Annotated in this window: 24 protein-coding genes; 8 read left to right on the top strand and 16 right to left on the bottom strand. The window is 56.7% G+C overall.

Annotation, left to right across the window (positions count from 1 at the left end):
• The first annotated feature begins 40 nt into the window (after positions 1-40).
• The 3 genes from A3L10_RS00385 to A3L10_RS00375 all read left to right on the top strand — a co-directional run bounded on the left by A3L10_RS00385 (position 41) and on the right by A3L10_RS00375 (position 3,714).
• Complete coding sequence (locus tag A3L10_RS00385) at positions 41-802, top strand: hypothetical protein (RefSeq protein ID WP_088865889.1); 762 nt, start codon at positions 41-43, stop codon at positions 800-802.
• Entirely contained in the window at positions 799-3,312 is a 2,514-nt protein-coding gene (locus A3L10_RS00380; RefSeq protein WP_088865888.1) for a CDC48 family AAA ATPase, read from the top strand. Before A3L10_RS00385 ends, A3L10_RS00380 begins: the two co-directional genes overlap by 4 nt.
• Positions 3,313-3,387: 75 nt before the next feature.
• On the top strand, positions 3,388-3,714 hold the full coding sequence (locus A3L10_RS00375) for a PRC-barrel domain-containing protein (protein WP_088865887.1): 327 nt from the start codon (positions 3,388-3,390) through the stop codon (positions 3,712-3,714).
• Between the two features lie 9 nt (positions 3,715-3,723).
• On the opposite strand, the gene A3L10_RS00370 is transcribed toward A3L10_RS00375, so the two are convergent.
• The 3 genes from A3L10_RS00370 to acs all read right to left on the bottom strand — a co-directional run bounded on the left by A3L10_RS00370 (position 3,724) and on the right by acs (position 6,811).
• Complete coding sequence (locus A3L10_RS00370; protein ID WP_088865886.1) at positions 3,724-4,431, bottom strand: metallophosphoesterase family protein; 708 nt, start codon at positions 4,429-4,431, stop codon at positions 3,724-3,726.
• Positions 4,432-4,472: 41 nt separating this feature from the next.
• Positions 4,473-5,348, bottom strand: coding sequence for a hypothetical protein (locus A3L10_RS00365; RefSeq protein ID WP_157726845.1), 876 nt, complete (start codon positions 5,346-5,348; stop codon positions 4,473-4,475).
• A 68-nt stretch (positions 5,349-5,416) separates the two neighbouring features.
• A complete protein-coding gene (acs, locus tag A3L10_RS00360) occupies positions 5,417-6,811 on the bottom strand; it encodes an acetate--CoA ligase alpha subunit (RefSeq protein WP_088865884.1) in 1,395 nt (464 codons plus the stop codon).
• Positions 6,812-7,010: 199 nt separating this feature from the next.
• On the opposite strand from acs, the gene A3L10_RS00355 reads away from it, so the two are divergent.
• Together A3L10_RS00355 and fen are read left to right on the top strand one after the other, a co-directional pair.
• Positions 7,011-7,478 (top strand): phosphate-starvation-inducible PsiE family protein, encoded by a 468-nt coding sequence (locus A3L10_RS00355; protein ID WP_088865883.1) that lies wholly within the window; start codon positions 7,011-7,013, stop codon positions 7,476-7,478.
• 59 nt (positions 7,479-7,537) lie between these two features.
• Entirely contained in the window at positions 7,538-8,563 is a 1,026-nt protein-coding gene (gene fen / locus A3L10_RS00350; protein ID WP_088865882.1) for a flap endonuclease-1, read from the top strand.
• A gap of 14 nt (positions 8,564-8,577) precedes the next feature.
• Here fen and A3L10_RS00345 read toward each other — a convergent pair whose 3' ends face one another.
• The 5 genes from A3L10_RS00345 to A3L10_RS00325 all read right to left on the bottom strand — a co-directional run bounded on the left by A3L10_RS00345 (position 8,578) and on the right by A3L10_RS00325 (position 11,127).
• Complete coding sequence (locus tag A3L10_RS00345) at positions 8,578-9,477, bottom strand: transcription initiation factor IIB (RefSeq protein ID WP_088865881.1); 900 nt, start codon at positions 9,475-9,477, stop codon at positions 8,578-8,580.
• 38 nt (positions 9,478-9,515) lie between these two features.
• Positions 9,516-9,794: a hypothetical protein gene (locus A3L10_RS00340; protein WP_088180785.1), complete on the bottom strand. Its 279-nt coding sequence runs from the start codon at positions 9,792-9,794 to the stop codon at positions 9,516-9,518.
• 15 nt (positions 9,795-9,809) lie between these two features.
• The gene (locus A3L10_RS00335) at positions 9,810-10,148 is read right to left on the bottom strand and encodes a DNA-binding protein (RefSeq protein ID WP_088180786.1); all 339 of its coding nucleotides are present in this window, start codon (positions 10,146-10,148) and stop codon (positions 9,810-9,812) included.
• Positions 10,149-10,255: 107 nt separating this feature from the next.
• Positions 10,256-10,708, bottom strand: coding sequence for a 30S ribosomal protein S19e (locus A3L10_RS00330; RefSeq protein WP_088865880.1), 453 nt, complete (start codon positions 10,706-10,708; stop codon positions 10,256-10,258).
• A gap of 2 nt (positions 10,709-10,710) precedes the next feature.
• Positions 10,711-11,127: a YhbY family RNA-binding protein gene (locus A3L10_RS00325; RefSeq protein WP_088865879.1), complete on the bottom strand. Its 417-nt coding sequence runs from the start codon at positions 11,125-11,127 to the stop codon at positions 10,711-10,713.
• A gap of 94 nt (positions 11,128-11,221) precedes the next feature.
• Between A3L10_RS00325 and A3L10_RS00320 the strand changes: the two genes are divergently transcribed.
• Together A3L10_RS00320 and A3L10_RS00315 are read left to right on the top strand one after the other, a co-directional pair.
• Positions 11,222-11,827: a DUF7411 family protein gene (locus tag A3L10_RS00320; protein ID WP_088865878.1), complete on the top strand. Its 606-nt coding sequence runs from the start codon at positions 11,222-11,224 to the stop codon at positions 11,825-11,827.
• A 32-nt stretch (positions 11,828-11,859) separates the two neighbouring features.
• Positions 11,860-12,627: a hypothetical protein gene (locus tag A3L10_RS00315; protein ID WP_088865877.1), complete on the top strand. Its 768-nt coding sequence runs from the start codon at positions 11,860-11,862 to the stop codon at positions 12,625-12,627.
• Positions 12,628-12,636: 9 nt separating this feature from the next.
• Here the strand turns inward: A3L10_RS00315 and rpl18a are convergent, their stop codons facing one another.
• The 8 genes from rpl18a to A3L10_RS00275 all read right to left on the bottom strand — a co-directional run bounded on the left by rpl18a (position 12,637) and on the right by A3L10_RS00275 (position 19,666).
• Positions 12,637-12,867: a 50S ribosomal protein L18Ae gene (rpl18a, locus tag A3L10_RS00310; protein WP_014013577.1), complete on the bottom strand. Its 231-nt coding sequence runs from the start codon at positions 12,865-12,867 to the stop codon at positions 12,637-12,639.
• A 17-nt stretch (positions 12,868-12,884) separates the two neighbouring features.
• A complete protein-coding gene (locus A3L10_RS00305) occupies positions 12,885-13,571 on the bottom strand; it encodes a translation initiation factor IF-6 (protein WP_088180791.1) in 687 nt (228 codons plus the stop codon).
• Between the two features lie 27 nt (positions 13,572-13,598).
• On the bottom strand, positions 13,599-13,868 hold the full coding sequence (locus A3L10_RS00300; RefSeq protein ID WP_088180792.1) for a 50S ribosomal protein L31e: 270 nt from the start codon (positions 13,866-13,868) through the stop codon (positions 13,599-13,601).
• Positions 13,869-13,878: 10 nt separating this feature from the next.
• Positions 13,879-14,034 carry a 50S ribosomal protein L39e gene (locus A3L10_RS00295; RefSeq protein WP_088180793.1) on the bottom strand — a complete coding sequence of 52 codons (156 nt, stop codon included), beginning with the start codon at positions 14,032-14,034 and terminating at the stop codon, positions 13,879-13,881.
• A gap of 94 nt (positions 14,035-14,128) precedes the next feature.
• A complete protein-coding gene (locus A3L10_RS00290) occupies positions 14,129-16,069 on the bottom strand; it encodes a CGP-CTERM sorting domain-containing protein (RefSeq protein ID WP_088865876.1) in 1,941 nt (646 codons plus the stop codon).
• A gap of 70 nt (positions 16,070-16,139) precedes the next feature.
• Positions 16,140-17,828, bottom strand: a complete 1,689-nt coding sequence (locus tag A3L10_RS00285) for an acyl-CoA mutase large subunit family protein (protein WP_088865875.1) — start codon at positions 17,826-17,828, stop codon at positions 16,140-16,142.
• A gap of 87 nt (positions 17,829-17,915) precedes the next feature.
• Positions 17,916-18,731 (bottom strand): ABC transporter permease, encoded by an 816-nt coding sequence (locus A3L10_RS00280; protein WP_088865874.1) that lies wholly within the window; start codon positions 18,729-18,731, stop codon positions 17,916-17,918.
• Positions 18,728-19,666, bottom strand: a complete 939-nt coding sequence (locus tag A3L10_RS00275) for an ABC transporter ATP-binding protein (RefSeq protein ID WP_088865873.1) — start codon at positions 19,664-19,666, stop codon at positions 18,728-18,730. The genes A3L10_RS00280 and A3L10_RS00275 overlap by 4 nt, the downstream gene beginning before the upstream one ends.
• Positions 19,667-19,730: 64 nt before the next feature.
• Between A3L10_RS00275 and A3L10_RS00270 the strand changes: the two genes are divergently transcribed.
• Positions 19,731-20,609: an MBL fold metallo-hydrolase gene (locus A3L10_RS00270; RefSeq protein WP_088865872.1), complete on the top strand. Its 879-nt coding sequence runs from the start codon at positions 19,731-19,733 to the stop codon at positions 20,607-20,609.
• Positions 20,610-20,664 lie beyond the last annotated feature (55 nt).

Below are 20,664 nucleotides of genomic sequence, written 5' to 3'. Positions count from 1 at the left end.
GGTTAGAAAGGTTTTTAATTGTGGAGACGTATCAGAAACCATGAGGGTAGCCATCGTAACAAGTGACGCCAGGGTTTACTACCTGGCGACAAAGGTGCTGAAGGAGTACCGCATACCATTCCATAGCCTTAGGGTAGGGGATAAAATACCCTTCGACGTCGAGGTCGTCCTGACGAGCGAGGCGGACTACGACAGAGTAGATTTCCCGGTCAAGGTGGTCGTGAGGAACGAGAACTTCATAGACGAACTGCTCGCCAAGCTCGAAGGGAGGGAGAGGTTTAAAAGGGTATACATAGCCATTGACCCCGGTGAGAGGCCCGGCCTGAGCGTCGTCGCCGATAACCGCGTGCTTGAGGTTCACCACCTGAAGAGCCCGCGCGACGTTGAAATAATCCTCGACCTGCTGGAGAAGTATCCCGGTGCTAAAATCAAGATAGGACACGGGGCCAAGAGGCAGAGGGTTCTCATGCTGAAAGCCCTCGCCGACCTGCTGGGATACGATTATCCAATCACCGTCGTCAACGAGTCGAGAACGACCCCCAAGGTTGGGGGGATAGACGTCTCCCAGGTTCAGGACATCGTGGCGGCCATAAACATAGGCCTGCGCGAGGGGAGGGAGGTCCCCATCGGAGAGCTCGTAGAGGCCAAGGAGCCCACCAAGCGTGAGATCGATGACATAAAGAGACGCAGCCGCGAGCTGAGCGGTAACATCACGATATCCTCAAAGCTCGCCCGTGAGGTGGCCCTGGGCAATCTGACGCTTGAGGAGGCTATCGAAAAGCAGAGGAGGCGGTCAAGATGATTTTTGGTAAAGACGAGGAGAGGTACGAGAAGATAAAGCTCCGCGTTGCGGAGGCTTTGAAGAGAGACGTTGGAAGGGGAATAGTCCGCTTCGACCGGAAGTATCAGAAGCAGCTCGGCGTCGAGCCCGGCGACATTGTCGAGCTGATTGGAGAGAGGACTACCGCCGCGATAGTCGCGAATCCCCATCCCGACGACCGTGGACTGGACATCGCCAGGATGGACGGCTACATCAGGAGGAACGCCGGGGTGAGCATCGGCGATTACGTCACCGTCGCCAAGGCCGAGGTGCAGGAGGCGAAGAAGGTCGTGCTGGCGCCGGCCCAGAAGGGAGTTTTCATCCAGATACCCGGCGATATGGTCAAGCAGAACCTCCTGGGGAGGCCCGTTCTGAAGGGAGACCTCATCGTGGCAAGCAGCAGAAGTGAAGGCGGCTACTACGGCGGCTCACCCTTCGACGAGCTGCTCAGGGGTCTCTTCGAGACCATGCCCATCGGCTTTGGAGAGCTCAAGTTCGTCGTCGTGAACACCGTCCCGAGGGGCATAGTTCAGATAACCTACAACACCGAGGTCGAGGTTCTTCCGCAGGCGGTGGAGATACGCGAGGAAGCCATCCCGGAGGTCACCTACGAGGACATCGGCGGTCTGAGCGATGCGATTCAGAAGATACGCGAGATGGTCGAGCTGCCGCTCAAGCACCCGGAGCTCTTCGAGAGGCTCGGCATTGAACCGCCGAAGGGAGTTCTCCTATACGGCCCCCCTGGAACGGGCAAAACGCTCCTCGCAAAGGCTGTTGCAAACGAGGCCAACGCGCACTTCATCGCCATCAACGGGCCGGAGATAATGAGCAAGTTCTACGGTGAGAGCGAGGAGCGTCTCAGGGAGATATTCAAGGACGCCGAGGAGAACGCACCGAGCATCATATTCATCGATGAAATTGACGCCATCGCTCCGAAGAGGGAGGAGGTCGTCGGGGAGGTTGAGAAGCGCGTTGTCAGCCAGCTGCTCACGCTGATGGACGGCCTGAAGGGCAGGGGCAAGGTCATAGTCATCGCCGCCACCAACAGACCAGACGCCCTTGACCCGGCATTGAGAAGACCGGGCAGGTTCGACAGGGAGATCGAGGTAGGGGTTCCCGACAAGAAGGGCAGGAAGGAGATACTCCAGATACACACCAGGGGAATGCCCCTTGAGCCGGACTACGACAAGGCCACCGTCCTCAAGGTTCTCAAAGAGCTCCTGAAGAGGGAGACCTTCGAGAGGGCCAAGCTGGAGAGGCTCATCGAGAGGGTCGAGGCCGCAAAGAGTGACGAGGAGGTTAAGGAGGCCCTCAAGAGCGAGAGCGAGGTCTATCCCGAGGTCAGGAGCAGGCTGATAGACAGAATGCTAGAGGAGATAGCCGAGAAGACGCACGGCTTCGTTGGAGCCGACCTGGCCGCACTAGCCAGGGAGGCCGCCATGGTGGTCCTCAGGAGGCTCATCAACGAGGGCAAGATAAGCCCCGAGCAGGAGAGGATTCCTCCGGAGGTTCTCCAGGAGCTTCGCGTTAGGAAGGCGGACTTCTACGAGGCCCTCAAGATGGTCGAGCCTTCCGCTTTGAGGGAAGTCCTCATCGAGATGCCCAACGTCCGCTGGGAGGACGTCGGCGGGCTCGAGGAGGTGAAGCAGGAACTCAAGGAAGCCGTTGAGTGGCCCCTCAAGTACCCGAAGGCCTTCCAGAGGCTCGGAATAGAGCCGCCGAGGGGAGTTCTCCTCTACGGTCCGCCCGGAACGGGCAAGACCCTCCTCGCTAAGGCGGTCGCAACCGAGAGCGAGGCGAACTTCATCGGCATCCGCGGGCCGGAGGTGCTCAGCAAGTGGGTGGGCGAGAGCGAGAAACGCGTGAGGGAGATATTCCGCAAGGCCCGCCAGGCGGCTCCGACGGTGATATTCATCGACGAGATTGACGCGATAGCCCCCGCCAGGGGAAGCGACATGAGCAGGGTCACCGACAGGCTCATCAACCAACTGTTGACTGAGATGGACGGCATAGAGCGCAACAGCGGTGTGGTCGTCATAGCCGCAACAAACAGGCCGGACATCCTTGATCCAGCTCTGCTGAGGCCCGGACGCTTTGACAGGCTCATACTAGTTCCGGCACCGGACGAGAAGGCCAGACTGGAGATACTCAGGGTTCACACGAAGCGCGTCCCACTGGCGAGCGATGTGAACCTCCGCGAGCTAGCGAAGAAGACGGAAGGCTACTCCGGAGCAGACATAGAGGCCCTCGTGAGGGAGGCAGCGCTGCTGGCGATGCGCAGGATAATGGCCGAACTCCCGGCGGAGCTGGTCGAGGAGGAGAGCGAGGAGTTCCTTGAGAAACTCAGGGTTTCAAGGAGGGACTTCGAGGAGGCCCTCAAGAAGGTCAAGCCGAGCATAACGCCCTACATGGTCGAGTACTACAGGAACTTCGAGGAGAGCAGAAAGTCGAGGGTCGAGAAGAGGGGAGGGCCCGACTACTACACCTTCTGATTTCTTTTCCCTTTGGAAAAAGTTTTATACGTTGGTGCCCAAGAACTTACACGATTAAACCGAGGGGTGGCGAAAATGGTCAAGATAATAGCCTCCAAGCTTAGGGACGTGGAGCTGATAACCGACACGGGTATAAGGCTCGGCTGGGTCTACGACCTCAGCTTCGATGAGGAAACCGGCGATATTCTTGTGATAGTTGCCGAGCCCGATGAGGACCTCGATACGAGCGAGTTTGTCACCGATCACGAGGGTCTTCTCCTCATCCCTGTGAGCGCAGTTAAGAGCATCGGAGAGGTAATCATAATAGACTCGGGCAAGCTCGCGGTCAAGTCCAAGCTCAGAAGGGTCGGCACGATAAAGAGGAAACTCACGGAGGAAGAGTCGAGAACCCTTGGGGAGTGATCCCCTATTTTAATACCCCTCGTAGAGTCTCATGGCCAGGAACCTCGGAAGTCCCGCTTCTATTATCTTCTCCGCGGCAGAATCGACATCGTACTCCACCCTGTAAAACTCAACGTTGTCTGGGGGCTCTTTTTCGGTGTCGATAAGCGCGTAGGCTGCCCTCCAGTCTCCGTCCCTGGGCTGGCCCACGCCGCCGGGGTTGATGATCCTCCTGCCGTCTATCACCCTCAGCATGGGCACGTGGGTGTGGCCGACGAGGAGGTCGTCCTGCCTGACATAGCTCAGAACCGCCCTGAACTCCTCGTCAGAAAACCAGGGAAAGAGGTACTCGTCTATGGGGGCTCTCGGCGAGCCGTGGATGAGGAGATAGCTCCTGCCGGCATCGTCGGTGAAGAGCTGCCTTATCGGAAGCCTCCTGAGGAACTCAAGGTTCTCGATCGTCATCACCCGCTGGTGCCACCTCACCGCCTGCCTCGCGTACGGATTGAAGCCCCACTCCGCCCCAAAGGCTATCGCGTTGTCGTGGTTGCCGCGGACGCAGAGGAAGGTTCTTTTCTCCATCTGCTTCCGGACGAAGTCAACGACCTCGTTTGGGCTCGCCCCGTAGCCGACCAGGTCTCCCATACAGAGAACGGCGTCGGCGCTCTTTACCTCCCGCCAGACCGCCTTTAAAGCTTCAAGGTTCGAGTGGATGTCGGAGATGAGGGCGATGAGCATGGAATCACCTGATGAATAGACGGTGAGGAAATAGAAAAAGGTTAGGTCCTCCAGAGAAGACCGGCAAAAATCATCAGCAGGCCAAGGGAAAGGGAGAGCGGACCTTCGGGACCAATTTTCTCAACCGGACATTCCCCTTCGATGAGACGAAAATGTGAATAGTTGAAGGCTGTGAACGATGAGCCCCTCTCAACGCTCACCAAAGCTGGAAGGGTCTCATCAATGGGATTAATATCAATCCCGTAGGTGTAGTACGTAATCCTCCCATTTCCAAGATCGACGTAACCGTCTATCCAGACCTTTTTTGGGGTTGTGGGGCTATAAACGGCCTTCAGAACCCGTGGTTTCCCATGGAGGGTTATATTCAGCCGCGGAATCTTGATGGAATCTCCCAGGATTATTTCCGTCCTGTTCTGATCGACTATCACGATGCGCCCCCGAGGATTCAGGAATCCAAGCTCCGCACCGTACCTGGTGAGGGGAAACTGGATGGCGTCAACAGATTCCGGGACAACAAACATCCCGGGTTTAACATCAAATACGTAACCACCGGCCAAATTGGCATAGACTTCTACTTTTTCGTTCCCGAGCCCATCAACCTGAATCCTTCTGAAAAATATCGGAGTTTTCGGGAGATACAGCTCCCCCCGCCGATTGAAGACTACATAAACGTCCCTTTCGGGATCCCTGACCGTCAGGTTTTGTCCCATGAGGGGAACCCTTACCGCAAGGACGGTTCCGTTCACAATGCCCCCGTTTGTTATGTTGAATATCCTCAGCTCATGCACGGATTCATTGGAGAGGGTTGAGGCACAGGTGCACGCCGGGCGTGAGTTGTAGTCCCACACAGTCAGGAGACTCCCAATGAGCACAAAGATGACGCCCAGTATTAAGATGGGGCGCTTCACAAGACCCACCGTCACAGAATTGGGCAAACTTTCTAAAAACTTTTTGTCGTAAAGACTGAACAAAGAGAGAAAGGAAATCACTCCTTCTTCTGCCTGGCCTTCCAGTTGCTCCAGCGGTAGAGCGCTGCCAGAGCCTTTATGGCCCTCTCCGGCTCCGGATAGGCCGGGATTCCTTCCTCATTGAGCATGTCGATGGCTTCCTTGGCCTCTATGCCGCCGACGATGGCAACGACGAGGGGCTTCTTCCTGCCGCTCTCGTTGTACTCGCGGATGACTATCTTGGCCAGGTCGCGCGGGTCGAGCACAGCGGTCTGGCAGTAGAGCACCGCTATGGCGTGCATGTTCGGGTTGGCGAGTGCGTCGCGAACGGCACCCTCGTAGGCCTCGGCGCCCGCCATACCGGTGAGGTCAACCGGGTTCTTGTAGGAACCGAAGGGCGGCATGTGGTTGGCGAAGACCTTGAGGTCCTCGAGGTTGTCGTAGAGGTGCAGTCCCTCCTCTTCGGCCGCATCGGTGGCCATAACTCCGATTCCACCACCGTTGGTGAGTATGACGACGTTCTCTCCCTCGGGCTCCGGAAGGTTGCTCAGGGTCCTGGCCCAGTCGAAGGCCTCGCCTATGGTGAGGGCGCGGAGAACACCGCTCTGCTTGAAGGCGGCCTCGTATATCTTGTCGGCGCCGGCGAGGGAACCGGTATGCGAAGCCGCAGCCTTGGCACCGCGCTCGCTCCTTCCCGCCTTGATGATGATAATCGGCTTCTCCCTGCTGACCTCCCTCGCGACGTCCATGAAGCGCCTTCCGTCCTTGACGCCCTCCATGTATATGAGGATTGCCTTGGTGTTGTCGTCGGTCTTGAAGAACTCGAGCAGGTCGGCGTCGTCGATGTCGCTCTTGTTTCCGATGCTAACGACGGCTGAGAGACCGACCTTCTCGAGGATCGTCCAGCCCATGAGGGCTATTCCCAGCGCGCCGCTCTGGCTGATGAGGGCCAGGTTGCCCGGCATGACGTCGGTCGGGCCGAAGGTGGCGTTCATCTTGGCGGGTGTGTAGACGACACCGAAGATGTTCGGGCCGAGGATTCTCATGCCGTACTTGTGGGCGGTCTCGACTATCTGCCTCTCGACCTTCTTGCCCTCCTCGCCGAGCTCGCCGAAGCCCGAGGTTATGATCGGGAGGACCTTAACACCCTTCTGCCCGCACTCCTCTATAACCTGCGGAACGAACTTGGCCGGAACGACGATAACGGCCATGTCAACCTCGTCCGGAACGTCGAGGATGCTCTTGTATGACTGGAACTTCCTTCCGTTTATCTCGATCTCAACACCCTTGACGTTGACTGGGTAGATTTTGCCATCGTAGCCGTACTCAACGAGGTTTCTCATAACAGCGTATCCTATCTTGCCCGGTTTCTCAGAAGCGCCGATGACGGCGATGCTCTTGGGTCTGAAGAGAGCCTCCAGGTTTCCATCCATCTCAATCACCTCATCCGTAATGAAAGTCACAATTTCACGTCCGTAAAACGAGTTATAACTTTTCCCTTCTCGTTTTGACGATGAAAAACTCGACGGACGTTAAAAGAACCGAAGGTTGGACACCGTTGATTTAGAACGAACATTGAAACGTCGAAACCCTTTTAGTCTCCTAGACCCAAGTTCTTAGCCAGGTGGTGGGATGAGGGAAAACCCGACTAAGATTGAGCGAAAAATTCTGAGGTGGCTGAGCACCCTTTTCGATCTCGTCGTCATAATCCTCGGTGCGCTGACCATGCTCTATGTCATAAAGATGCTGTGGAGTTTTGGCATCGAGTCCATCAGAAACGGTCTTACCCCCGAGGATGCCCTGCACAGCATAGTGCTGGTCCTCATATTCCTGGAGATCTTCGAGATAATCTCAATGTACATAGTATACCACCATGTTCCGATGAAGAACGTCGTGGAGATAGGCGTGCTGGCGCTCGTGAAGGAGCTCCTCGTGACTTTAGACCTGACCGAACTCGGATGGCAGATGCTCATGGCCATCGCCGTTCTGATAGCCGCGATGGGCTGGGTCTACACGAGGGAGAGGCGGCGCGAAGATGCCCACGAGCACTTCCTCATAGAGCATGGAATTAAAACGGGAGAGGAGAGCGTGGAGGACTGAGAAGACCCAAGGCAAAGGCTAAATATTTCATTATCCAACCTTTTCTTCAGGTGGTGAGTATGGGAGTACAGATAGGCGAGCTCGTTCCAAGGAAGGAGATAGAGCTGGAGAACCTCTACGGGAGAAAGGTTGCAATCGACGCGTTCAATGCGATATACCAGTTCCTCTCGACCATAAGACAGCGCGACGGGACGCCGCTCATGGACTCCCGCGGGAGGATAACCTCCCACCTCAGCGGCCTCTTCTACAGGAACATCAACCTCATGGAGGCCGGAATAAAGCCAGCGTACGTTTTCGACGGGAAGCCCCCGGAGTTCAAGAAGAAGGAGATAGAGAAGCGCCGCGAGGCGAGGGAAGAGGCCGAGGAGAAGTGGTACGAGGCTTTGGAGCGCGGCGACCTCGAGGAGGCCAAGAAGTACGCGATGCGTGCGACCAAGGTAAATGAGCAGCTGATAAACGATGCCAAGAGGCTCCTTGAGCTGATGGGAATCCCCGTGATTCAGGCCCCGAGCGAGGGTGAGGCCCAGGCGGCATACATGGCCGCCAGAAAGAAGGTCTACGCCTCCGCCAGCCAGGACTACGATTCGCTCCTCTTTGGCGCGCCCAAGCTTGTGAGGAACGTCACGATAACCGGCAGGAGAAAGCTCCCGGGAAAAAACGTCTACGTTGAGGTCAGGCCGGAGCTGATAGTTCTGGAGGAAGTTCTTAAGGAACTCGGCATAGACAGGGAGAAGCTCATAGAGATGGCCATACTGGTCGGCACGGACTACAACCCCGGCGGAATAAAGGGAATCGGACCGAAGAAGGCCCTCACCATCGTCAAGCGCAGCAAAGACCCGCTGAAGAAGTACAACAAGGACAGCGAAGTTGACCTCTACGCGATAAAGGAGTTCTTCCTGAATCCCCCAGTCACCGACGAATACGAGCTCAAGTGGCGCGAGCCGGACGAGGAGGGAATTCTAAAGTTCCTCTGCGACGAGCACGACTTCAGCGAGGAGAGGGTGAAGAACGGCCTTGAGAGGCTGAAAAAAGCCGTGAAAGCAGGAAAGCAGGCCACGCTGGAAAGCTGGTTTGGGAAGCGCTGACCCTTTTCTTTTCCTCAAACCGGAATCTTCAGGTTGAGCTTCTCGACGAGTTCCTTGTACCTGTTCCTCACGGTGACCTCGGTGACGCGCGCGACCTCTGCGACTTCCCTCTGGGTTCTCTTCTCGTCCTCGAGAAGGCCGGCTATGTAGAGCGCGGCCGCGACCAAGCCTGCGGGGCTCTTCCCGCTCGTGAGGCCCTTTTCGTAGGCCTCGTCGAGAATCGCCACGGCCCTTCTCCTGACCTTCTCGCTGAGTCCGAGCTCGTCGGCGAACTTGTTGACGTAGTCGGTTGGCTTGACGAAGAGCTTCTTCGGTGTGAGGTTGAGGTTTCTCGCTATGAAGCGGAAGCTCCTGCCTATCTCCTTCTTGTCAACGCGGGATATGTCTGCTATCTCGTCGAGGGTCCTCGGAACCTTGAGGAGCCTGCAGGCGGCGTAGACGCACGCTGCTATAACGCTCTCGATCGAGCGTCCCCTTATGAGGCCCTTCCTCACGGCCTCACGGTACAGACGGGCAGCTTCCTCCTCGACGTGCCTGGGAAGCTTGAGCTGGGAAGCAATCCTGTCCAGCTCGCTCAGGGCAAAGGCCAGGTTACGCTCGGCGGCATCGCTCACGCGGAGGCGGCTCTGCCACTTCCTCAGGCGGTACATCTTCTCACGCATCAAACCGGAAAGGTTCCTGTCGATTCCAATATCCGTTGAGAGACCCTTATCGTGAAGGAGAATGCTCTCGGGGGCACCAACCCTCGCCCTCTTCTCCCTCTGGCTCGCGTCAAAGGCGCGCCACTCGGGACCCATATCTATGACGTTCTCCTCGATAACGTAACCGCAAACCTTACAGACGACCTCTCCCCTACCCGGGTCGTAGATGAACTCCGTTGAGCCACAAACCGGGCAGACCCTACGCTTGCTCACTCAAACACCCCCAACCGGCCGGCTATTTTATAAAGCCCTTATAAACCTTCTCCTTTTTTCACAACGTAGCGGAGTAACCAGGCGAGGTCCTCGCGCTTGAAGGTTATCCGCTCCAGAACGCGGACGTCCCAGTCGTCCTCAACTATGTTGGCGTAGATCCAGAGGAAGACAGGGTCCTCGTCCGTCCCAACGTGGAGGTTCTTGTAGAGAACGTCAACGGTTCCATCCTTGTTCTTCTTAACCGAGACGGCCTTCCAGGTTTCGAGACTGACCTCTCCCTTTTCGTCGAGTATTTTTATTATCTCCCTGGCGTCCATGGGAGCACCTTCTGGCTACCACTTGATCTTGAAGTCCCGCCTCGTTCTGGCGTCTATCTGCGCGAGTATCTTCTTCAGCTTGGCGTCGTCTATCGGCTCCCTTATCTGTCCGGCCTGGTAAAGCTGAACGAGAACCAGCTCAACCTGTCTCGCCAGTTCGGGGCGAACCAGCTTCACCCTACCGAGCCTCTCCCTGGCATCCTGCGTGAGAATTCTCCTCATTATGGCATCAAGCTGGGCCTCAAGCTCCATCTCCTGCCTCAAAGCCTCTTCCTGGGCCTTCTGCTGCTCGAGGTACTTCTTCTGCAGTTCCATGAGCTTGCGCTTTCTGATCTCCTCTATGTCCTCGGCCATCCTCTCACCCCCACCATAGGGTTGGACCTCCGGTTAAAAAGGTATTGGGTTTAATAACCTGGGAAAGGTATCGCCAGAAACTAACAAGGGGAAAAGGGCCAAGGCCCTCAGTACTTCTTGAGCTCCGGAATCTGCTCCTCAAGCTCCTTCTTGAGCTCGGTGGCGATCTTGTCGAGGAAGCTCTGTCCCTGCGGGGTGACGATCCTGCCCTCGCCCGGAACCTTCTGGACGAAGCCGGCAGCCTCAAGCTGCTGGAGGGCCTTCCTTATGATGCTCCCTCCGGCCTTGTAGAAGTGCTCCGGAGCGTGCCCGCGGTTCTTCCTGCCACCGTACCAGGTGCGGAGCCTCTCGATGCCGACCGGGCCATCGATGTATATCTTCCTGAAGATGCTGGCAACGCGGTAGTACCACCAGTCATCCTGCTCGGGGATGCGCTCCTTGTGTCTTCCGGTCTTGACGAACGGGGCCCACTCGGGCGGCTTTATGGCCTCGATCTCCTTGAGCTTCTGCGCAGTCCTCTCAACGAGCAAATCACCGGGAACGTCATAAACTGTCGCCACTTTCAATCCCTCCCCTTCTTGAATTTCCTCCTGAATTGAGCGATATCGAGCCTGACTTTCTTAACGGGCTTCTCCTCCCGCTTTTCCTTCGAAAGCTCCTTTCTCTGGAGCTTCCTTAAATACTTTTCCCAACCTTCCCTCGGTTTGAACAATATAAACCTTTTGCCGCGAACATCGATGAGTTCGCTGTCCGTCATTTCCGCTACCTTCTCGGCAAGCTGGCGCCTGTCAAGCTCGGTGCTTATGAGCGCCCCCTTCCTTATCTCAACCTTCAGTATCCCGTCCTTCTCAAGCTGGGTGTTTATCTCCTCTATGACACCCTCATCCAGCCCTCTCTTACCTATCCAGGCTCTCGGAGGGATGTCGTAGTATCTCGCCCTTATGGCGCGTCTCACCTTTCCGGGTAAGCGTTTCTCCATCTCTCTCACCTCTTAGCTCTCGCGGTCAAGCACTTTAAAAAGGTTGGCCTTTTAAAGGTGTTGGCAACAATCATCGATGAAACGGGGTGAGGCTATGCTCGTCCATCATCTCTACTCCGGCGGCAAGGACTCAAGTTTAGCCGCGTGGATTCTAACCAGGGTCGGCTACGAGGTGAGATTGGTAACCGTCAGCTTCGGCCTCCTCGACAACTGGAGCTTCGCCAGAGAGACCGCCGAAAGGCTGGGCTTCGAGCACCAAGTCGTCTATCTGCCGAGGGAAATCCTGGAGAAGGCTGCGGATATGGCACTCAGCGACGGCCACCCTAACAACGCCATTCAGTTCATCCACGAGATGGCCCTCGAGGCTGTGGCCTCAATGCCCGAAGTCGAGCGCGTGAGCGACGGAACGAGAAGGGACGACAGGGTGCCTTTCCTAGACCTGCCGAAGGCCCGCTCCCTGGAGGACCGCTTCAACGTCGCTTACATACGACCCCTACTCGGCCTCGGCTACAAGACGATACGCGAGCTGACGGAGAAGCTCTTCGTCGTTGAAATCAAGGAGAGTGAGGAGCTCCAGAAGGCGGACTACGAGGTCGAGCTGAGGCACCTACTCCGCGAGAGGGGAGTTGACCCGCTCAGTATCTTCCCGAAGAGGCACTACCAGTCGAGGGTTCTCGGCTGGAGGGAGAAAGGGATTTAAATTTTCCTTCCCACTCATCTCGGGGACCTCGGATGAAAATCCTCACTGTTTCAGGTGGCAGGTTCATTTCAGGCAAATCCCGAAGACTGGTGGAGGAAATCTCCGGGAGGATCGAGGTTCTTGAGAATGCAATCCTGTTCCCTGAGAGCGTCGAGGCCGAATACGGAAGGTTCAACGCGGCAAGTTCCGTTCTGATAGGCCCCAGAATAGGAGGGAGGGGTTCCAAGTACTACACATCGGGCTGGCTCTTTGATACATCGAGAAAGTTCGTGCCAGAGAAGAGCGTCCTCTCCAGCGAGCTCCCATTAACCCCGGCCGAATACAGGCTCGAGCTCGACGTCCCCGGCTCCGGAAGGATTGAGCTGCCCGGATACAGGCTCAAAAACGGGGTTCTGCTTCTCTACATCACGCCGAGCTACAGGTTTACGTTCCCCAGCGACGTCATGACGGCAGGAGACCTGGAGGACTACGCCCAGGTATCGCTCAAACCGTCCGAGAATGGCTTCGAAGGTGAGGTCAGCATGAACCTCCAGAAGGCCGATTACGTTGACCTCGCCCTCTTGGGTAAGATGGTCGAGGACATCGTCTTCTTCGGCGACGAACCTGGGAGGTTCACCTACGAGTTCTTAAGCGAGCCGATTCTCATGGTGTCCCATGAGAAAATCCTTGACCCACCGAAGCTCCAGAAGGCCATGAACGGCCTCTCCACGGTGAGCGGACACGGAAAATTCACGCTCAGACTCAGCGTTGGAAAGGCGAGGGAAGAAATGGAGTTCTCCGTCGGGCTGGGGGTAGAATAGAAAAGGAAATCAGAGCCCGCTGAGCTTTCTGACTATCGGGTTCTCGGCCTCTTCGGGCTTTATCTCCTCGACGCTCTCGATCCATATCTTGTTCCTCGGAACGCGGTGCTTGCTGCCGACCTCGGAGTAGAGTATCTCAACGACGTCCTCGGCCTTGAGGCCGCGGTATTCCCTGGTGAACCTCTCCCTCTTTCCGTTCCTCTCGAAAACGCCCTTAACGCGGAAGACCTTAACCTCCATAGCTCACACCTCCATCATCAGTCAAGGAAGCCCAAGGCTTCTTCAATCTTCACTATCTCGGGTCCGGTGGTCAGGTGCCCAACGACGACACCGTGAGAGTTCGCCAGCATGCAGGAACCAACGAAGGGAACGCCCATGTTGGCGGTTCCGACGTAGATATCAACCTTGAACAGGTCGCGGAGCCACTCGAGCTCCTCGTCGGTTGCCTCGGGGTGGACGAGTCCGCCCCTGTTGGTGACCACTCCAACGCTTCCAACCGCGTGGAAGTCACCTATCATGCCCCTCTCGACCTCGACGCCGAGTATCTCCTCGAGCCTCTTGGCCTCCTCGCGGGTGAACTTGGCGCTTATCAGCGCCGCCCTGTCGTTGGCGAGGATGAGGTTGCCGAAGGCCGTGAGGGTGCTCTGGAACGGGACTATCTCGGTGTCAATCCCGTGCTCCTCCAGCTGACCGTTTATCCTCTCCAGCTCGGCGTCCCAGACGTACCAGGGGACGACTATCGCGTTGGAGTTCCCGGCCGCGAATATACCCACTATGCGCGACTTCATTATGCTCGTTTCAATGAGCGGAACCTTGAGAACCTCCCTGAGAACCTCGAGCTTCTTCTCGCCGAGGCCCTCCCTGATAAGGGCTAACCTGTCGGTGGCGGTGCCGTAAACGCCCAGGTATGGAGAGTTCTCAAAATCGAGCCTTTCTATGTGCATCTCGTCACCTCGTTAAATTAAAAGTAATCAGGCGAGGGAGACCTTGGCAATCCTCTTGCCCTCTTCCTCTTCGACAACGACCTTAACGCGGAGCTTGTTGGGCGGCTTCTCGGCGCCCCTCTCCCAGAGCTTCTCGTTGACGTCGGTGCCGATGACTACCTCGTCGGCCTTGGCGTGCCTAGCTATCCACTCGCGGACGAAGCGAGCCGCTCTGGGGGCCCTCTTCCAGCGCGGAACGCGCTTCTTTATCTTCTTGATGGGAACGACGAATATGACTTCCTCTCCGGGCTTAATCATCTAAATCACCTCACTCCTTGAGCTTGGTCCTTCTCCACATCCTTCTCTTCGGGTGGGTCATGACCTCCCTGTTGGTCTTGACTATGACCCAGACCGGAATGCGCCTGTTCTGCTTGGCGGCCTTGGCAAGTCTGAGCTTCTTCGCAAGCGGCTTGTTTCTCGCCATAACTACACCTCCCGGGATTATCATGATGCCTGTTGATGCTTTGGCTATCCTTTTTTAAGCTTTTTCGTGGGGTTTTAAGGTTTTCCACCCGGAGCTATCCCCGGCGTTTTCTCCTCAGGATGAGGGGGATTACCGAGAACCCGATTATCGCGGCCGGACCGCAAACGCCCGAACCCTCTCCCCCCGGCGTGGTCTGAGCGGGCGTGCTTTCCTCCGGGGGCTCCATGGAGACGTTGAGGGCGTTGCCCGTATCAATATACGGAACGACGAGTTTAACGCTCCAGTTCCCGACTGGCACCGTTACAACGGCAGTTTCAGCCTTCAGAGCGGAGGTTATTCTGCCGTCTGAGTAGTAGAATGCCAGGCAGGTACCGTCGAGTGTGGTGGGGGCGTTTGAGGAGTAGTCGCCCCAGACGGTTGCCCAGCCGTGCCCTTCAAGCGCGATTCCCGTAACGTAGAATGGGTAATAAAAGAGTATCCCCTCCCCCACTTTAACCCCGTGGAGCATTGACGCAGTTTTTGAAGAGGGAACACACCGGGAGAGGTTTTCCAGAGGGATACTGAAGATGTCGAGGGAGGGCGTTATGAAACTAACGGCGCTCCGGTTGGCCTTCCACGCATGGAACTCATTGGAGGAATCACGCCCCAACGTGCTCACTTCAACGGGATGGAGCATTCTCCCAACGGGGTCATAGACGAAGGTTTCGTTGAAAGCTGGTCCCCAGTAATAGACGCAGAAGTTTCTAAATCCTCTATCGCTCAGCCTCCCGTACACCCACGAGCCGTTGACGTTGAGGAACAGCCCCGGGAACGGTGTCTGGAGGAAGGACACCGATGACTCGCCAAGCCTGGCATGAAGGATTTCCTCTCTGTTAACGCAGAGGTTCACGAAAGTGAAGTTCCCGGGGGAGTAATGGGGTACGGTGCGGACGATGGAGATATAGACCCTGCCTTCACCGGGGGAAAGTTCCAGCTCGGGAACGGAAGAGTTTCCCCCAACCCGGGCGAGGGTTCCGTTTGGAAGCTTCAGAACTGGCTGGGCACAGGTAAACGCCCCACCTGAACCGTCGGAGGTCCGGACATAGGTCTCAGCCGAGAGGTTCAGAAGGGGGCTGAGCTTTCCGTTGTGGTAGTACAGCAAAGGCGGGAAGAGCTGTCCCGTCAAGGGCGTCGCACTGGCGTTATTGGGGGAACAGACGAAACCGGAGTGCCCAACCCACATGTGGGGGAAGTAAACGCTGGATTCATTCCCGATAAGAAAGTATTCCCTGAGGAAGTATAGCTCAGGAGTGTATGCCTCAAGCCCGTAGCTTGGAAGGTAGAGGATGATTCCCCCGCGAAATGGAACCGCCCGGAAGAGCTTCAGCAGGCTCTCCGCATTCAGGCCGCTGGAGTCGCTGAAGTTCAGAAGGCGGAGGTACTTCTCAAATGCCTCAACCGGAACGGAGTAAGTTTCGTTGGCGTAGGGGAAGGAGAAGACCAATGAGCCATTGGAGATTGTTCCGCCCACAGCCATGGCACCGGGCAGGTTGAAGAGAACGTCCGAGTTAATTTGAGAAAGACGAACGGGCCTCCCAATCCGTTCCTCATCCGGGAGGTACTCCATGACGGTGTAGCTTACGTTGGTGCAGACGTCGAACTCGCAGGGAGAAATGTGGCGGGTACCGATGAGGAACCACTTCCTCCAGATGGGAGCAACTGAAAGGGCGGTGAAGTTGAACCCTGCCAGCGAGTCCGTGAGGTTAACGTACCTCACTCCGTCACGGACTTCGAAGAGGAAGTATTCCCTTCCGGAGAGCTCGCGGCAGCCGATGTAAGTGTCGGGGGAGTCTATTGGACACATATGGCCAGGCAGTTTTCCGTACTCCGACACCGTGACTCCAATGAGGGCAAAACTTCCGTTGCTGGCGACGCTGAGGCGCATCATGACCGGATGGCCCGGAAACCGATATTCCGGTGCAGGTTCGGCAATAACATGCTGGGTGAGAACGGCACCGATGAGGAGCAGAATGACAAGGAAACGAGGGATTCTCATGCCACCACCGGTTTAACTACGGCATGGAATTAAAAACGTTTTGGAAATAGAGAGGAAATGAAACGATGCGTCAGAATATCAGGGGGGCCCTGTACTCGCCCCAGACCTCGCGGAGAACGTCGGTGACCTCTCCGAGGGTCGCGAGGTGTCTGTGGGCCTCGATGATGTAGGGCATGAGGTTCTCGTCCTCGGTTTCTGCCGCCTTCCTGAGCTTATCGAGGGCCTCCTCGACCTTCTTGCTGTCCCTCTCAGAGCGGAGCTTCTTGAGCCTCTCAATCTGCTTCTCCCGGATGCTCGGGTCGACCTTGAGTATCTCGACGTCGAGCGGCTCATCAACCACGAACTCGTTGACGCCGACGATGATGCGCTTCTTCTCCTCGACTTCCCTCTGGTACTTATAGGCTGACTCCGCTATCTCCTTCTGGATGTAGCCCCTCTCGATGGCCCTCATCATGCCGCCCATCTTCTGAATCTTCTCGATGTACTTGAGGGCCTCCTCGTAGATGTGGTCGGTGAGCCATTCGATGTAGTAGCTGCCTCCAAGCGGGTCTATCGTGTCAACGACGCCGCTCTCGTAGGCGATTATCTGCTGGGTCCTGAGGGCAATTCTGACGCTCTTCTCCGTCGGAAGGCTCAGAGCCTCATCGTAGGAGTTGGTGTGCAGGCTCTGGGTTCCACCGAGGACGGCCGCGAGGGCCTGAATTGCAACGCGGACTATGTTGTTCTCAGGCTGCTGGGCAGTGAGCGTTGAGCCAGCGGTCTGAGTGTGGAAGCGCAGGAGCATCGAGCGCGGGTTCTTGGCGTTGAACCACTCCTTCATTATGTAGGCCCAGAGCCTTCTGGCGGCCCTGAACTTGGCTATCTCCTCAAGGAAGTTGTTGTGGGCGTTGAAGAAGAAGCTCAGCCTTCCAGCGAACTTGTCAACGTCCATGCCCCTGTCTATGACAGCCTTGACGTACTCTATACCGTCGGCGAGGGTGAACGCGACCTCCTGGACCGCGTTGGCTCCGGCCTCGCGGATGTGATAGCCGCTTATCGAGATCGGGTTCCACTTGGGGACGTTCTCGGCACAGTACATGATGATGTCGGTCGTGAGCCTCATGCTCGGCTGCGGCGGGAAGATGTAGGTTCCCCTGGCTATGTACTCCTTCAGAATGTCGTTCTGAACCGTTCCGCGGAGCTGGTTCTGGGCAACGCCCTGCTCCTCGGCAACGAGGATATACATGGCGAGGAGATTAGCGGCGGTCGAGTTGATGGTCATGCTCGTCGAAACCTTGTCGAGCGGGATTCCGTCGAAGAGGACGCGCATGTCCCAGAGGGAGTCGATGGCGACACCGACCTTTCCAACTTCACCCTCGCTCATCGGGTGGTCGGAGTCGTAGCCTATCTGGGTCGGCAGGTCGAAGGCGACGCTCAGACCGGTCTGTCCCTGCTCGAGGAGGTACTTGTAGCGCCTGTTGGATTCTTCAGCGGTTCCGAAACCGGCGTACTGCCTCATGGTCCAGAAGCGGCCGCGGTACATGGTGGCGTAGACGCCGCGGGTGAACGGGTACTCACCGGGGAAGCCGAGCTTTTCGAGGTAATCCCATTCCTCGCCTAGGTCGGCGGGGGTGTAAACGCGCTTTATCTCAAAACCGTCATCGGTCATGAACTTTTCCTTTCTCTCGGGCCTCTTCTCGATGAACTTTTTAACGGTCGTTTCGTCCCAGCGCTTTTCCTCCTCCCTAATCTTCGCGAGCTTCTCCTTATCGAAAGTCATGCCTACCACCTGCCCCTATTTGGGCGTCGGCCTATAAAAAGCTTTTACATACCTAAAGGTAGAGCTTGACGTTGGATAAATTATCCATCAATCGGGGAAGTCGCGGCTTACTAGAACCGCCCAGGCAGCGGCCAGGAAGAGAGCCCCAACGACGCCGAAGAAGACGGCGGTGTAGGCGGAGTTCCCGACGAAGGCACTCAGGTCAACCTTATCGAACCCGGCCTTCAGCAGAACCACCGTCTGATAGCCGAGGGTGTAGCGCTCCGGGTTTTTAACATAGGGAATCTGGGGCAGGAGGAACTGGAGGAGAAAGACTATCCCGAAGGTAGCCAGCGAGGCGTAGAGCGGGCGCGTTATGATGACTGAAATCACCATGGCCAGTGCCCCGAGGGCGGCCAGAACTAGGAGCGTTGCCCCCAGTGCAAGGAGAAAGTCGGGCAGGCCCTTCCAGAGACCGTCCGCGCCGGTGCCGTAAACGACCGGGTTGTAGAGCCAGATGACGGTGTAGGGAACCCCAAAGAGAACCGCGAGGGCACCGAGTCCCGCGAGGAACTTGGCTGCGACAACCACGCTGAGTCTCACCGGCCTCGCAAGCAGCACCCTTATAGTTCCCTTGTCTATCTCGCCCGCGAGGAGGTCGCTCATGAGGATTATCGCGATGAGCTGGCCGATTATGCCGAGCCAGTAGTTGGGGACCAGGTCGAGCATGAGAGCCTGAAACGCCTTGAGCATGGCATCAACACCGGTTCCTGAGGCATTCGGGCTGAGGAGGTAGATGAACGCGGGAAAGAACGTGACGAGGAAGAGAACCTTGAGCTTCCTTGAGCGAACCAACCTCCGGAACTCGCTCTCAAAGACCACCCAGAGTGCGCTCTGGAAGGGCTTCACGCCTTCATCGCTCATTCCTTCCACCCCACGTTGAAGCGCTTCATCAGGATTCTCTCCAGCGGGCTCGTATGGGACTTGAAGAGCTTGAGGGCAAGTCCCTCCTCGGCCAGAAAGGCGGGCAGCTCAACGAAGAACCGCTCCGCGAACCTCTCGTCGAGCTTCACCCTGAGGATTCCCTCCTCTTCCCAGGCTTCCCTGACGTAGACCTTATCCTTCAGAAACTCCAGGAGCTTTGCGTTGTCTGAGACAAGGATGTCGTAATCCGTTCCTTCCACGTTCACCAGATCCCTAACGCGCCCCTGTTCGATGAGCTGGCCGTCCTTGATCAGACCAACGTGGTTGCACATCCTCTCTATCTCGCTGACTATGTGCGAGCTTATGAAGATGGTCTTTCCGGCCCTGGCCAGCTCCAGAACCTTGCCGATGAACTCCATTCTCCCGAGGGGGTCGAGGTTGCTCGTAGGCTCGTCGAGGATCAGAAGCTCGGGGTTTCCGAGGAGGGCCATGGCAAAGGTAACTCTCTGCCTCTGGCCGCTTGAGAGCTCCCTTATCCTGTTGAAGGCCAGCTTTCCAACTCCTGTGTAGGCCATCAGCTCCCTCGCCTGCTTTATTGCCTCTTCCTTGGGAAGGCCCATGAGGCGGCCCATATAGGTCAGGAACTCGAAGATAGTCATGTCCTCATAGGCAAGGGGCTTTTCAGGCATGTAGCCGACCTTCCGCATTATTTCAACCCTTTCACCAGGCATATCGAGGCCAAAAATCCTTATCTCGCCGTAGGTCGGCTTCAGAGCCCCTGTAAGCATCTTTATCGTGGTGGTCTTCCCGGCGCCGTTGGGGCCGAGAAAACCGTAGACTGCCCCTTTGGGAACCTTAAGGTTGAGATGATACACAACGTTCATCCTGCCGAAGAACTTGGTGAGCTTCTCGGTCTCGATGATGTAAGTGGACATCTCAACACCCAGAGGAATATCGAAACGAAGCTAAATAAGGGTTTCGGGGGCTTATATTCAAGTAATGATAATAGATAACGTCGGCCTCGACAGCTCGGCTCGCTTCGCCTTCCAGAGCCACGCCCACACCGACCACTTCGTCAGCGGCGAGGTTATCCACTCCACCAGGGCAACCAAGTTCCTCAGCCACCTCCGAAAGGGCGGCTTCTACAGGGAAATCGAGTTCGGAAAGACCTTCTACCTCGGCGATTTCAAGGCGAAGCTCTACCCGGCCGGCCACATGCTCGGCTCGGCAGGGATAAAGCTGTGGCTCGAAAACGGGACGCTGTTCTACACCGGCGACACCAAGTGGTTCAAGCTCAGAACAGCCGAGAAGAGCCGCTTCCCGAGGGCGGACTTCCTGGTCATCGAGGCCACCTTCGGCGTTCCGCACTTCACGTTTCCCACACCGAGGGAGGCCGAGAAAAAGCTAATCGCCTTCGTCGAGGAGGCGCTGGAGAGGGGCAAGAGGCCTGTTCTCTACGTCAACCAGATGGGGAAAGCCCAGGAGGTCATGAAGATACTCGACCTTCACGGCTACACCGTCAAAGCATCGAGGAAGATGGTCAAGGTGGCGCGCGTTTATTCGAAGTTCGGCCTCTCCTTCGGCAACATCTCGACCGATGGCGAGGTCGTCCTGCGTTCCTACCGCTCGCCCCGGGCTGAGAACTCCCTCTCGCCCTGGGAGCTGACGGTTTCCGGTTTTGGAAGGCTTAAACTCAGCAACCACGCCGACTTCTGGGAGCTGATGAGGATCGTGGAGAGGATAAAGCCGGAGAGGGTTTTCACGGTTTACGGCTTCGCCGAGGAGTTCGCAAGGATTCTCCGGGGACTCGGCTACGATGCTCGGGCAGTATCTCAGAATTCCGTCCTGGAGCCGGCGGGCATGATGACAAAAACCTGATTCCGACGGGAGCAAAAACTCAAACTTTTTCGTGTAGAAACATGAAAACTGAACG

It is taken from the genome of Thermococcus radiotolerans (assembly GCF_002214565.1).
GTDB classification, from domain to species: domain Archaea; phylum Methanobacteriota_B; class Thermococci; order Thermococcales; family Thermococcaceae; genus Thermococcus; species Thermococcus radiotolerans.
The sequence above is the reverse complement of the archived record's forward strand: the minus strand, read 5'-3'. Positions and strand labels throughout refer to the sequence as shown.